The following is a 14081-nucleotide window of genomic DNA, read 5'->3' as shown; positions in this document are numbered from 1 at the left end:
AGAAAATGCGCATATTCGTCACCGGATCCGACGGCTACCTAGGATCCCTGCTCACACCACAACTGATGGCCGAGGGCCACGATGTCGTCGGCCTCGACACGGGCTTCTACCGGACCGGCTGGCTCTGCCCACCGCACCTCGCCATTCCAGGCGAGGGACCTGCTGGCTCAGTTCCCCTGACCCGCAACAGTGACATCCGCCATATCAAGGCCGAAGACCTCCGCGGCTTCGACGCAGTGGTTCACATGGCCGAATTGAGCAACGACCCGCTCGGCGATCTGGTCGCTGATGTCACATACGACATCAACCACGCAGGCAGCGTGCATTTGGCCGAGTGCGCCAAACGCGCAGGCGTCTCGCGGTTCATCTACCTGTCGTCGTGCAGTGTCTACGGGGTTGCGGAAGGCACTGTCGACGAGACCAGCCCGCTCAATCCGCTCACGGCCTATGCCAAGTGCAAGGCCATGGTGGAGCGGGATCTGACCGCGATGGCCGACGACGAGTTCTCGCCGACCTTTCTCCGCAACGCGACGGCATTCGGCGCGTCGCCGAGGATGCGGTTCGACATCGTGCTGAACAACTTGTGCGGGTTGGCATGGGTCGAGCACAAGATCGCCATGACGAGCGACGGAACACCGTGGCGACCGCTCGTGCACGGCTTGGACATCGCCAAGGCGATCAGCTGCGCGTTGCGAGCGCCTCGGGAAGTGGCGCACGCACTCGTCGTCAACGTCGGCTCAGATCAGAACAATTGGACCGTACGCGAAATCGCCGAGGCGGTGGCCGATGAATTTCCTGGTTGTGAACTGTCTTTCGGCCCGCCGAGCGGTGATCAACGCAGCTACCGGGTAGCCTTCGCCAAGATTCGCGAGGCGTTCCCGGACTTTGATCCGAGGTGGGATATCGCGGCGGGCGCCAGGCAGCTGCATCGGGTCTTCGAATCCATCGCGATGGAGCCCGAGACGTTCTACGGTCGCGGTCACACTCGCCTCAAGCAAGTCGAGTACCTGCTCAAGACCGGGCAGGTCGATGACAGTCTCTTCTGGGTCCAGCAAGGCCGTGATATCTGATGTCGGTCTCATTGCCTGATGCTCATAGTTCGACGTTTCATCGGCCGGCTGTCCGGCTGAGCCGTCGCAACCTGCGCCTACTCAAACGCTCGGAGTCCGACTCCCTGGTTGACCTGCTCGAAGAGGCACCGCAGGCGAAGGCACGTGCACACAAGTGGAAGCGGGTGCACCGACGCACGGTGGTCGCCGTCGACGCATTGATTCTCGCTGTTGTCGCAATGGTCGCCCATATCGTGGCCGCCCCTCAGGTAGCGTCCTCCGACGGTGCAGCGGGCATGAACCCGGCGCAGGCGTCGGTCCTGTCGGTGGTGCTGGCCATCGGATGGCTTGTCGCGTTGGAAGCCCAGCGGTCCCGGGATATTTCGCTCATCGGTATCGGCGCCGAGGAGTACCGACGGGTGATCTTCGCGACGTTCTGGGTTTTCGGGATCTTCGCGGTGACGGCCGTTCTGCTCGACGTCAGTGTGCCGCGAGCGCAGGTCAGCGTCGTACTGGGACTCGGCTTGGTCGCGTTGGTCATCGGACGCCATTGCATCCGTAAGCGATTGGCGCGGCGGCGACTTCGCGGTGAGTTCATCACGCGCGTGGTGGTGTTTGGAAATCCGGAGTCTGCACGCGTGCTCTGCCGTAGTTTCGGGCGGTCTACAGACACGGGATATCGAGTTGTCGGTGCCTGCATTCCGGACTTCGTCGGTGAAATCGGAGACGAACTCGACACGCCAAGCGGGCGCATCCCGATTCTCGGCGACGGGAGAACCGTCACCAACGCAATGGATTTGACCAGTGCCGATGCGCTGGCTGTGGCAGCGGGCGAGCATCTAGGGCAGACAAAGATGAAGAAGCTTCTCTGGCAACTGGAGTCGGCCGGGACGGATTTGATCGTCATGCCCGGTGTCACCGACGTTGCGGGGCCACGCGTGCAGATGCGACCAATCGACAATTTGCCGCTCTTCCACATTGCCCCACCGCGACAGGATGGGCCGTCGGCTATCTCGAAACGGTTGTTCGACATGGTTCTGTCGACGGCGGCGCTGATCTGCGCGGCGCCGATTCTGCTCCTCGCGGCCTGTGCCATCAAACTCGACGACGGTGGCCCCATCATCTTCAGGCAGGAGCGGGTCGGTCACCATGGCAGGCCGTTCCGAATCTTCAAGCTGCGCACGATGTCGGTGAATGCCGACGCGAGAAAAGAATTGGAACGCCATTCGGCCAATGACAGCGGTGTGTTCTTCAAATCCGCTTGCGATTCCCGCGTCACCCGCGTCGGACGATTCCTCCGCGCGACGAGCATCGATGAACTTCCGCAACTGCTCAACGTCCTCGGCGGGTCGATGAGCGTTGTCGGCCCACGCCCGCTCGTACCCGGCGAAGGCGAGTCGGTGGAGGACTTCGTACAGCGACGAGGCCTCGTCAAGCCGGGCATCACCGGCCTATGGCAGATCTCGGGTCGGTCCGATCTGTCGGAGGACGAGCGAATAAGACTCGATCATTCATACGTCGACAACTGGTCCTGCGTTCTGGATCTGCTGATCGTATGGCGCACCGCACGTGCGGTCCTGCGGCGTGAAGGCGCCTACTAGCACTAGGCAGGTTGCTCGGTTTGCCAAATCGGCTACAGCACGCCTTATACACTCCAGCCCTTCACAGACTGCGTTGTCCTGTGAGATGGCTAGAAAATTGCTGAAATTGCGGACGCTGGTGTAGGCAGCGGTTCAGACGCTGTCGCTCAACTGCGCCGTTCCAATCTCGAATATCGGCTGTGTCTAGGGATGTTCCTCGATTTGCTTGCACATGTGATATGCCCATATCCAGACCTCAATGGTTGACACAAGAAGTTTGCTTAATCTGCAGGCTTGTGTACGATAACAACAGCGGAGAGCGGATATGCAGCGGCGCAACGCCACTTGAGCTAATCAGGCAAATGTTGCGACAGGCGGCCTCTAGGTGCCATCGGTGAACGAGGAGAACGGAGCGTCCGATGCGTTGCAGGCTATGTGGATCGGACCAACTGGTCAGTGTGTTGGATCTCGGCGCCACGCCACCGTGTGAACGCTTCCTCGCCGAAGAGGAGCTCGACTGCCCCGAGCCGACCTATCCGCTGCATCTGCGGCTTTGCGAACACTGCCTGCTGCTACAACTGCCTGCGTTGATCACGCCGGAAGACACGTTTGTCGAATACGCGTACTTTTCCTCGTTCTCGGATAGTTGGGTCGAGCACGCAAAAACGTTCGTCGAGCGAACCAATCGGCGACTGGGTCTGGGTGACGGATCGTTTGTCATCGAAGTGGCGAGCAATGACGGCTATCTCTTGCAGCACGTGGTTGCCTCAGGGGTGCGGTGCGTCGGCGTCGAACCATCGGTCAATGTCGGAGCGGCAGCACGTGAACGAGGTGTGCCGACCGTGACGGCATTCCTCGATGAGACCACCGCGAGCCACATTCGGTCGGAGCATGGGCCTGCCGACCTGGTCATCGCGAACAACGTATACGCGCACGTTCCGGACCTGGTCGGCTTCACCAAGGCGATGCGGACCCTGATGAGCGATACCGGCTGGCTGAGCATCGAGGTGCATCATGCGCAGAACCTGGTCGCGCTCGGACAATTCGACACCATCTATCACGAGCACTTTCAGTACTACACGGTCCATTCCGCCATGCGGGCGCTCGCCATCGGAGATCTTGCCTTGGTAGACGTGGAGCTGCTGGAAACCCACGGTGGCTCAATTCGACTGTGGGCCAGGCCGACGGCGTCCGCCGGAGTGCCTACTGAGCGCGTCCATCAGGCATTGGCGATGGAAGAGGCGGCCGGACTTCACGAAGTCGACGGCTACCTGAATCTGCGGAGGCGGACCGAGGCGATTCGCCATGCACTACTGCGGTTCTTGCTGGACTGCCGGGCGCAGGGTAAGCGGGTGGTCGGCTATGGCGCCCCGGGTAAGGGCAACACGCTGCTCAACTACTGCGGGATTCGTTCCGACCTCATCGAGTACATCGTCGACCGAAACCCGTACAAGCACGGCAGGTTCACACCTGGAACGCGAATTCCGATCCACGAGACGCAACGTATCGCGACGGATCGTCCCGACGTGGTGATCGCGCTGCCCTGGAATCTCGAGATCGAGCTCACCGAACAACTCGCCTACATCGGCGAGTGGGGTGCCGAATTGATCTTTCCGCTCCCCACGCTGCACAAGGCGGAACTGGGTCGTCGACAACTCTCCGGAGCGGCGAGGTGACGGCGGCTAGGTTATCTGGTCCGTCACATCAACCGGGACACGAGTTCTTTCCAGCTACCGCTACGTGCATCGCGTTCGGAGATGGTGGAGACCGGCTGAGGCCACGGCATCGCAAGGTCAGGATCGAACGGCGTCACGCCGATGTCCTCGGATGGATTGTGCGGTCGATCGATTCTGTAACACACGTCCGCAACGGGCGTCAGTGCTTGGAAGCCATGCAGGAATCCGGCCGGGATGAACAGATGACGGAAGTCGACGTCGTCCAGCAGAAACGTCTCGTAGCTGCCAAAGGTCGGCGAGCTCCTTCGTGCATCGATGACGACGTCGAAGACCGCGCCGTGCGCGCACCGAACAAGTTTCGCCTCACCGGCTCCCGATCTGCCGTGCAGCCCCCGCACCACTCCCTGCACAGAGCGGGATTGGGAGTCCTGCGTGAACTTAGCGGACGCACCGTCGCCCAACTGTCTGTCGAAGATTTCGACGTCGAACGTCCTAGTGAACAAGCCGCGTTCGTCTCGGAATGGCTCGGGAGCCATCAGCAGTACACCGTCAAGCTTCGTTTGCTCGAACCGCACGAATCCATTGTGTCATGAGTACATGCCGGGGATGTGCGGCCACTGAGATGCATCGGGTTCTCGACCTCGGTCGGCTGCCCGCCACAGACTACTTTCCTGGTTGCGACGAACCGACAAGCTCGGCCGAGTCGCTGCCGCCGTTGCAGATGGAACTCTGCACCGTGTGCGGCCTCGCCCAGCTCGGTCAAGACGTCAGCGTTGGCGACGAGCCCAGAGGGATCGAACCGCAGGCACTCCGTGATCAAGCCGTAGCGGCGGTCGGGTGCGCCGCCGACGCAGGTTGGCTGCGTGGCAGGACGGTGCGTGAGTTCGGCAGCCCCCACGGAGGAACCTGGTTGCCCCTCTTGCACGACCGTGGCTTCGGTGAAGCCGAAGTCGCAGATGTCGTACTCGACTGTTTCGGCATCATGCACGACGACGATCAGCGGGCAGCATTCGAACTGCGCGCTCGATCGACCGCCCCCGGCGGCGTGCTGCTCCTTCAATTCCATTCCCTCATGGCGATAGTCACTCAGGGACAGTGGAATGCACTGAGGCATGGCCATATCGTCTACTACTCTCTGTCGGCCCTCACCCAGCTGCTCGGCACGGTCGGATTCAGCGTCGCAACTGCGTGGTCATTCGACCTCTATGGCGGAACGGTCATGATCGCCGCTGTCCACGGCCGTGTCGATCCGGACGATCATGTAACCCGAATTCTTCGGTCCGAGAGCGAGTTCGGCATCACCGACCCGTCTGTGGTGGGTCGTCTTCAACGTGCGTCGGAAAGTGAGATCAGCTCTCTGCGCCACTGGCTGGACGCGCAAGAAGCCGCGGGCCGGACCGTGTACGGCTACGGTGCCGCCTCACGCGCGGTGACGTTGTTCGCGGCTGCCGGCGTAGACCGGGGGCGCATCGCCGCGGTTGCGGACGCGTCGGCCGCCAAACAAGGACGCCGAATGCCGGGCACGGATATTCCCATCATTTCGCCAGACGAACTCATCGCCGCAAATCCGGACACTGTGCTGGTCACCATCCCTGAGATCGGCGCGGAAGTCCGTCGCCGGTACCCGCAACTCGACGGTCGATGGCACGTCGCCGCATCATCGGAATTGGCCGCACAGTGAGTACCAAATTGAGTGCGGGCGGCGAACTACGGCGGGGGTTCGTCTTGCGTGTGGCGGCGGCGGCGGCCGGGATGGCATCGATGCTCTTGATGACGGTCGTCGTCGTTCGAAGCCTCGAAGCCCACGAAGCGGCGACATTCTTCGCGATCTTGGCGTCGTTGTCGTTCGGCGCCAAGATCGGTTGTCTTGGAATGGGGCCAAACGTTATTCGGCTCGTCGCGATGGAGCCGGATCCACAGGTTCGGCGAAAAATCACCGGAACCCACCTGCAGGCCACATTTCTGTTGTCGTGTGTCACCGCACCGATCATCGCCGTCATCGGGCTGAACGGGTTGTTCGGCCATGCGTCCTTCTTCCCCGCGTTCGTGATGACCACATTGCTCATCATCGTCGAGACGACCCGACTGATGATCAGCGACATCTTCACCGCGACCGGCCGGGTGCACGCGTCGGTGGCGACAATGCATTACATCCGCAGCGTCATCGCCCTGCCGTTTGTCGTGGCGTTGGTGTTCGGGCTGCACCACAAGTCGCTCTTCGCCGTTCTGGGAACATATCTGGCCGTCGCGACCGTCCAGCTTGCCATCGCCGTTGTGCACGCCCGCAAGGACATCTCGTACTTCGATATCTCAGGAGGATTCGCGACCCTGCGGACGGCGACCAAGGAAGGTACACAGCTGTTCAGTCTCGATCTGGCTGAGTTCCTCATGCTGCAGGGAACGATATGGTTGGCGACCGCGCTGTTCAGTCCGACCGTTGCGACCCAGTACGCGGCTGCGGTCACACTCGCGATGCAGGTCACCATACTGGAGGCGCTGACGGGGTTGGCTGTCGCCGCGCCTGCGTCTCGCCTGTGGGCTGCGGGCAAGAAGGACGAGGTCGTCCGAATGCTCTCCAATTCCGCGACGCTGAACGCGTTTATCGTGCTTGTATTCGTCGCCCTGCTCACAGTTTTCGGGCGATTCGTGGTCGAGACCGCGTACGACTCTTCGATGGCGCCGGCAGCGACGTTCCTCCTCATCCTCGCAGTCGGGGGAATCGTCGACGCGTCGTTCAAACGCAGCATCACGCTGCTGATCGTCAGCGGGTCGATCACCGCCGCGGCGCGAACCGCGATTGTGGTTCTGGGGTTTGCGTTTCCCACCGCTATCGTTGCCGCGCTGCTCGCGGGCCCGACCGCCCTGGCTATGGTGACATCGGTGAGCATTGCCGTTATGGCTGTCGCCCAATGGAATACGGCGCGCCGGGCGCTTGGACGCGCGCCACGCGCACACCGGCACATCATCCTTGCGGCGCGTGACCTCTTCCACGACTCCGGTGCGGGCACCGACAGCGCACCTGACATCGATGTCACCGACGCAGGCACACCGACATCGAGCGTGACATCGTGACCGCCGTAATCGCCGACGTGCGCAAGGACCCGCCTTCGTCGGCACCGCTCGAGCCGGGTGTCTGGTGGTTATCGCCAGTGGTAATCTCGCTCGTCGTGGCGTCGGCGTCGATCGCGCCAACCGTGTTGCTGAGTGATCGCGAGTTCCGCAGCCTGTGGCGCACCCCGAAATCGATTACGTGGGAGACGTTGTGGCTCTTCGGATCGGGTGCGGTCGCCATCGCGTTCGGCGCCATGGTGGCTATCGCGGCCATACCGAGATACAAGCCACCGACGGTGGAATGGCCTGGCCTGTCCGGCAGCTCGGTGAGGCTGTTGCGAAGAAGCAGCACCGTGCTGACGACCCTGACGCTGATCGGCTACGCGGCCTTTGGTTTCGCCATCGTCCGCGCGGGCCTCAACCCATTCGACCTCACCTCGACTTACGGTGAAGGACTGGGGATTCGCGACATAGTCGGCACCATCCCGGGCGTCACCACGCTGACACAGTTCGGAATAGCGGCGGTCGTAGTCTCGGCGATTCTGCTGACGAAAGCGTTTTCGCGGATCGAGCTGTACAAGCTGCTCGCCGTCGTCGTCCTCGCCTCGCTACGCGCCTTCTACTTCGACGAACGCCTGGCGATCCTCGAGTTGGTCGTCCCGATCACGGTGGTCGTCGCGGCCAGTCTATCTGTGAAACAGGGCTGGCGCAGGCGAGTACTTCGCTTCATGCCACCGGTCGGCCTCGTCGCCGTCATCGCGATATTCGGCTTGTTCGAGTACTCCAGGTCCTGGACATATTTTCGTACGCATACTTCGGAGTCCTATCTCGACTTCGTCTTGAGTCGATTCGCCGGATACTATGCGACCGCGCTGAACAACGGTCACCTCGTTTTGCAACATCTAGACTGGCCGAATAGGCTGCCGTACGACACAATTGAGGCATTCTGGGCAGCTCCGGGGATCGAGCAGGCGGATCTTTATGTGCGCCTCGGCGGTCACGCCGAGCCCTACAATCGCGGGACACCCAGCTCCCTGTACGACTCGATGCTTTATCAGTTCGGGAGCCCGGAGTTCAACAACCAAAGCGGCTACGTCGGACCCTTCATCGATTACGGTGTCGTAGGCGGCCTCATCTACTTCCTCGTGGTCGGCTTGATCGCCGGCTACCTTTACCGCCGCTTCTGCCGTGGTGATGCCTTCGGTTTGATGTTCTACCCCGTTGTCTTCGTGGGTCTGTTGGAGATGCCGCGCTACCTGTACTGGGCGCAGGGGAGAACCACCTACGCGTGGTTCGGCCTGCTCATCGTTGCACTGCTTGTTTCGAAGAGTGAAGCGAAAGCCAGAGATGGCACCTGATACCCGCGAGTCGAGATCGCTTACAAGACGGTTGAGTCGGCGATGGAAGAGAATTGTCGTCGCCATCAGCTTTGCGGTGGTCGTCGCGCTGGGCGTTGCGATGGCGGGCGGGGCCCATCCCGACGCGGACAGCACCGCAACGTTGCAGGCCCAGTTCGACGCGGTGCCTGCCGGTGGTTTGTTAGAGCTCAGCCCGCAGATGTACTCCCATAGCGGCGTACTGAAGCTTCGCGTACCGAACGTCCGCATAGATGGTAACGGCGCGACCCTGCACGCGACGAACGACGCCACATCGGCACTCCAAATCCTCGCCGACGGAGTGCAGTTGACGAACCTCACGCTCACCGCGGGGACCGAAGGTAAACGCTGGTCGGACATCGACCAGCACAAGGTGGTTATCTCCGGAAACGGGGACACCATCTCCAATGTCTCGATAACCGGATCCGCCGCCGCTGGTGTATTCGTCTATCGGGCACGCGATTTCAGAATTGACGATGTCACCATAACCGGGACTCGAGCTGACGGAGTCCATGTCACCGGCGGGAGCAGTAATGGGGTGATCGACAATGTCCGCACCGCTGCGACCGGTGATGACGGTGTCGCCGTCGTTTCCTATCGTAACGACGGCGCCCCATGTGACGGCGTCCAGATCAGTCGGGTCAACGTCGCGTCCACGCGATGGGGACGGGGCATCTCAGTGGTCGGCGGACGTAACATCTCCCTGCGCGACTTCCAGGTGGCGAACACCAACGCCGCAGGCATTTATGTTGCCACAGAAGGCGATCCCTACTTCACCCATTCCGTCGAATCGGTTTCGATCTCGGGTGGAACCGTAACCGGCGCCAATACGAACTCCGATGTGGTGCAAGGCGCAATCCTGATCACGTCGGAGAACGCAGGCGAAGCGGTTCGTGGCGTCCAGATCTCAGATGTCGCGATTGCCGCTACGCCCGGTGTTGCCCAACGCGACGTCGGGGTCATCGCCGAGGCAGGCAGCGTGGAAAGCGTAACGCTCGATCACATCGATATCCGGGGATCTGCGGTGCCACCGCTGTATTCCGATGTACCTGGAGGAAGCCTCACCGTGTCGGGGTGGACCCAGGACGGCAATCCCATATCCGTCGACTGAGGAAAACCATGAACCACGAAACCCACGTCAACGGAAAATGGTTGGCGCAGAATCTAACCGGCACCCAGCGGTACGCTGGCGAAATGGTGCGTGCGCTCGCGCAAGGGCGTCACCTCCAGATGGTCGTGCACGTTCCGGCCGGGGCGGCCGTACCAGACTGGATGCGAACGGACGGCATAGAGGTGCGTCGCGCACCGCTGAGCGGTCAACTGTTCGAACAGATCTACCTTCCCATCGCGACAATGGGCAAGTTGTTGCTCAACTTCGCGGGTCCGGCACCGATACTCAAGCGAAGGCAACTGGTAACGATGCACGACGCCACGACGTTTCGCTATCGGCGGACGTTCCGCCCGGCGTTCGTGGCGTTTTACACCGTGATGTACTGGATACTTGCCCGTACCGCCCGGCAACTCATCACTGTGTCGCATTTCAGCGCCGGTGAACTGGCCGATGTGCTTGGTGTCTCCGTGGACCGCTTCCTCGTCGCACCGTGCGCGGCCGACTCGTTGTTGTCGGGAGACCCGATCCGGCCCGACCTCGAGCACGACGGCGACCGTTATCTGGTGGTCGGGACGCTGGCTCGGCACAAGAACCTCATCGGCCCGGTCGTAGCCCTGGCCGAATCGGGCCGTACCACTGTGGTGGTTGGCGTTGCCGGTGACAGTCAGGTATTCGCGAAAACACAATCAATGGACGGCGTCGCGGTGATCGCGGGCCGCCTCAGCGATGACGAATTGGCTTGGCTTTACCGCAATTCGCGAGCATTGGTATTTCCCTCGAAGTATGAAGGCTTCGGCCTGCCGCCGCTCGAAGCTCAAGTCCTCGGGTGTCCGGTCATCAGCTCGAATGCGGCGTCTCTTCCCGAGGTGTGTGGGGATGGCGCGCTCTACTTCGACCCTGACGACAACCGGTCACTCATCGAAGCGCTCGATCGACTCGAGAATGACGATGAACTGGCCGATGAGCTCCGGCGACGCGGCGCTGCCAATGCGCGCAGGTTCTCCTGGGAGAACTCCGCGAATGTGGTCGCCGACTGCATTCGTCAATCGCAGCCCGGCCGCCGCTCACGACTGCTGAAGCGTGCCGCTTGACGGCGTGACGATGGTGTGGCGACGACGTCCGCTCACCTCGATGGCCGCTGTCGTCGGCGTTGGCCGGCCGGTCGTGCAGATCGCCGATACCGGCACACCACTGCGACCCGCCAAATGCGCTGCGACCTTGACACTTTCGAGCACATCGTGGCCAAGCATCGCGACGACGATGATCTGATCCGCCATCCTCGCCGCCTCGAGCAACGTAGGCGACGAGTCGACGGAGCCGCCGTCGATGATCGTCGCCGCCTCGGCGCCCAGCCCCAGCGGCGACTGGAGAGAGTACATCGCCGCTGACCCGTCAGCCAGGTGAACGACGCGTACAGGCTCATGCTCTTCGACGGCCGCCGCGATGAGTGCGGCGACGTCTGCGGTTCCCGACTGTGCGGAGGCGCCCATGAGAACGATGCACCCCGAACGCGGGCTCGGCAACTGGGCATACAACGACCGGGCAAGCTGGGTGTACGAGTGGCTTGACTTATCTAGTCGGTCCACCCGAACGGCCGGGAGCAGAACGCGCTCGATGTGGGCCTCCACCGCTGTAGTCGTGGTCATGACGCCTTCCCGCCTGCGCCATGCGGTTGCGCCTGCGATTGCGACGAGGCCGCCGAGCAGGCCACCGCCCATCGCGCCGAGCCACCAACTCGGCATGCCGTCATCATCGGTCGCCGTTGCAGGTTGCACCACCTGGAATGGTGCGCCCCTGCGGGTTTGCACGTCGATGACCGCACGTTGAGCCTGGAGTTGTTGGACGCGGGCGGCGATATCCGACTCGGTCGACGACGTTTCGGCCGCCGAGTTGCCGTCCACCTGCGACCAATCGTTCTGGGATTGGTCGGGTGTTGCACCAGGCGCAGCCTGCAATTGGTCGATTACCTCGTCGATCGCACGCATCGCTGCCTGGCTTCGATCGCGGCTCTGCTCTTGGAGGTGATTGCGGTATACGTCGATGCCGGCGTCGATGACCCGTTGTGCCGCAGCGAAATCGGGCTCGATGGCCGACATGTTGACGACAGCGGATTGAGTGTCTTGAACTGCGGTGATGCCGCCTGGCGGAGGACCGCCGAGTTGCTTTGCCACCGCATATGCGAACCCCTGCGAGTTCAGGTAGGCGATCTCCCCGGAGACATAGCTCTGCTGTGTTTCGGCGGAGGGGGCACTGTTGGTGATGATCTGGTCGGGGTCGAGGGGTTGGTAAAGGCGGATCAGTGCGGTTACTTCGGTCTGGCGCTCTGTTTGGAAAGCCAGTCCGCCGGCAAGCGCACCGAGAAGTATCCCGACCAGCGCAGCGCGCCACAGCGGCGTCGTCAACCGCTTGATAAGGGCTGATGCATTGCTAAGCATCGGAGCTCCCCCTCGAAAATGTGCGGAATATGGCCATTTGAGCTACCCTCGTTTCGTTGCCAGACCTAGACCGAGCCGTAAAAGATCATCGTAGACGTGCACATCGGACTGGTCGATGACGTTACTGTAGCAACTAGATACCGGGACGCGCCAGGCGTAAGCTCAAGTACACGTGGAGGGAGGAAGATCTTGTTTGCACCATTTCGATTCATTCGATGCGGACAGGCGGTCGACCGGCCGGTGACAGTGTCATGACCACCGTCGACGTCGCCATTCCCTGCTATCAGTACGGATCGTTCCTCCGCGATAGCGCCATGAGCGTGCTTTCCCAGGACGTCGACGGGCTACGACTGCTGATCATCGACAACGCGTCGACTGACGACAGTCGGGATATCGCACGCGAGCTTGCTGCCGACGACGACAGGGTGTCTCTGATATTCAACGACCGCAATCGCGGTATGCACCACTCGTGCAATCGCGCCGTCGATTGGGCGGAAGCCGACTACTTCGTGCTTCTCGATGCCGACGATCTGCTTGCCGCCGGAGCGCTTGCGCTTGGCACCGCTTTCCTGGATGAACATCGTGAGGCGTCGTTTCTCTACGGGGTGGAAAGCAGACTGGTCGACGGACTTCTCGATCCGGGTCGATGCGATGCGACAACCACGCGTTGGAAGATCACCAAGGGCAGGGAATTCATCCGGAGAACATGCTGGGACTCGTTCTGCGATATCGGCGCCCCCGCTGTGATAGCGCGCACGTCGGCGCAGAAGCGTGCCGGGCATTTCACGCAGAGCCTGGTTCGTACCTTCGATTTCGAGATGTACCTGCGGTTGGCGATGTTCGGCGACGTCGCAAGCACCAACCGGGTGTTGGGTATCCGCCGGATGCACGAGGCGCAGCTGACGACTGCGTTTGCCCGACAGCCGATCCGCGATTTCGAAGAGCACGAAAAGGCCTTCGAATCCTTCTTTTCACAAGGCGGCGCCGCGCTGCCGGCCGCCGACGACTTGGCGGCGATGGCGACCAAGAAGCTAGGGGATTATGCGTACTGGTTCGGCGTCGCGCAGAGCCTCCGCCGTGGTCCGCATGCGCGAGCTGCTTTCGACTTCGCCGCCGCTCGGCGTGAAGCACCCGAGGTGTTGCCTCCGTTGACCTTTCTGTTCAAGAAGCGCTGGCTGAGGAGCTCCTGGCGGGCGGCACGCCGCGCTGTGCACAGCCCGGCGCCGCTGCCACCCTCCTTCGAAGTGCCGCGATACCTGTAGCGCGAAAGGCGAAGTATGCCCCAAAAACGTATTGCCCTTGTGCACGAGCGCTTCACCGAGGTCGCCGGTTCGGAGCACGTCGTCGAGCAGCTGGCAAAACAGTGGCCGAGCGCAGAGGTCTTCGCGGCGCTTGCGCGGCCCAGCGGCGTACCGAGTGGCCTTTCGAAGGCCCCGCGGACCACGTGGGTGGACCGGTACTACGGCCTGCTGTCGAGGCGCTCGTACGCCCCGCTGACTCCGCTGATACCCCGCGCCTTCCGTGGTCTGGATCTGCAGGATCTCGACGCCGTCATAGTCAGCCATCATGCGTTTGCAACGCAGGCGGTGTTCGCCACCAACGCGCCGGTAATCGCCTATGTTCACAGCCCGGCTCGGTGGGCCTGGGATCCTTCGATGCGTGCACAGGAGGCGGGCGTCGTCTAGTGTTCACACTTGACGCTCCCCAAGTACGCCGATGTCGAGCAAGCCGTGATCGCCATTCCGTTGACAGAACACTATATTAACACTGTACTGTAACTGCTCGCAGACGTCGAGCTGTAGA

At 61.9% G+C, this 14081-nt stretch carries 11 protein-coding genes and 1 pseudogene; 10 read left to right on the top strand and 2 right to left on the bottom strand.

Annotation, left to right across the window (positions count from 1 at the left end; all coding sequences use genetic code 11):
* Window positions 1-5: 5 nt before the first annotated feature.
* The 3 genes from D6M19_RS26385 to D6M19_RS26375 all read left to right on the top strand — a co-directional run bounded on the left by D6M19_RS26385 (window position 6) and on the right by D6M19_RS26375 (window position 4305).
* On the top strand, window positions 6-1070 hold the full coding sequence (locus tag D6M19_RS26385; RefSeq protein WP_123028242.1) for an NAD-dependent epimerase/dehydratase family protein: 1065 nt from the start codon (window positions 6-8) through the stop codon (window positions 1068-1070).
* Window positions 1070-2650, top strand: coding sequence for a sugar transferase (locus tag D6M19_RS26380; RefSeq protein WP_123028241.1), 1581 nt, complete (start codon window positions 1070-1072; stop codon window positions 2648-2650). The genes D6M19_RS26385 and D6M19_RS26380 overlap by 1 nt, the downstream gene beginning before the upstream one ends.
* Before the next feature lie 398 nt (window positions 2651-3048).
* Complete coding sequence (locus tag D6M19_RS26375) at window positions 3049-4305, top strand: class I SAM-dependent methyltransferase (protein WP_123028240.1); 1257 nt, start codon at window positions 3049-3051, stop codon at window positions 4303-4305.
* A gap of 23 nt (window positions 4306-4328) precedes the next feature.
* Here the strand turns inward: D6M19_RS26375 and D6M19_RS26370 are convergent, their stop codons facing one another.
* On the bottom strand, window positions 4329-4880 hold the full coding sequence (locus tag D6M19_RS26370) for a dTDP-4-dehydrorhamnose 3,5-epimerase family protein (protein ID WP_123028239.1): 552 nt from the start codon (window positions 4878-4880) through the stop codon (window positions 4329-4331).
* A 14-nt stretch (window positions 4881-4894) separates the two neighbouring features.
* Here D6M19_RS26370 and D6M19_RS26365 point away from each other — a divergent pair, with 14 nt between their 5' ends.
* From D6M19_RS26365 to D6M19_RS26345, 5 genes are all read left to right on the top strand, one after another.
* Window positions 4895-5986: a transferase gene (locus D6M19_RS26365; RefSeq protein WP_123028238.1), complete on the top strand. Its 1092-nt coding sequence runs from the start codon at window positions 4895-4897 to the stop codon at window positions 5984-5986.
* Window positions 5983-7377: a lipopolysaccharide biosynthesis protein gene (locus D6M19_RS26360; protein ID WP_123028237.1), complete on the top strand. Its 1395-nt coding sequence runs from the start codon at window positions 5983-5985 to the stop codon at window positions 7375-7377. Before D6M19_RS26365 ends, D6M19_RS26360 begins: the two co-directional genes overlap by 4 nt.
* 77 nt (window positions 7378-7454) lie before the next feature.
* Window positions 7455-8714, top strand: coding sequence for an O-antigen polymerase (locus D6M19_RS26355; RefSeq protein WP_234835059.1), 1260 nt, complete (start codon window positions 7455-7457; stop codon window positions 8712-8714).
* Window positions 8715-8790: 76 nt separating this feature from the next.
* Window positions 8791-9843, top strand: coding sequence for a right-handed parallel beta-helix repeat-containing protein (locus D6M19_RS26350; protein WP_234835055.1), 1053 nt, complete (start codon window positions 8791-8793; stop codon window positions 9841-9843).
* A gap of 83 nt (window positions 9844-9926) precedes the next feature.
* The gene (locus tag D6M19_RS26345) at window positions 9927-10934 is read left to right on the top strand and encodes a glycosyltransferase family 4 protein (protein WP_234835054.1); all 1008 of its coding nucleotides are present in this window, start codon (window positions 9927-9929) and stop codon (window positions 10932-10934) included.
* Here D6M19_RS26345 and D6M19_RS26340 read toward each other — a convergent pair.
* Window positions 10908-12278, bottom strand: a complete 1371-nt coding sequence (locus D6M19_RS26340) for a hypothetical protein (protein ID WP_123028234.1) — start codon at window positions 12276-12278, stop codon at window positions 10908-10910. The genes D6M19_RS26345 and D6M19_RS26340 overlap by 27 nt on opposite strands.
* A 251-nt stretch (window positions 12279-12529) precedes the next feature.
* Between D6M19_RS26340 and D6M19_RS26335 the strand changes: the two genes are divergently transcribed.
* Window positions 12530-13540: a glycosyltransferase family 2 protein gene (locus tag D6M19_RS26335; protein ID WP_164478700.1), complete on the top strand. Its 1011-nt coding sequence runs from the start codon at window positions 12530-12532 to the stop codon at window positions 13538-13540.
* 15 nt (window positions 13541-13555) lie between these two features.
* Window positions 13556-13954 (top strand): annotated as a pseudogene (locus D6M19_RS26330) (glycosyltransferase); the annotation flags it as partial.
* Window positions 13955-14081: the final 127 nt, after the last annotated feature.

This window comes from Mycolicibacterium stellerae, assembly GCF_003719305.1.
Classification (GTDB): Bacteria; Actinomycetota; Actinomycetes; order Mycobacteriales; family Mycobacteriaceae; genus Mycobacterium; species Mycobacterium stellerae.
Note: the sequence above shows the minus strand (reverse complement) of the source record. Positions and strands in the feature narration are given on the sequence as shown.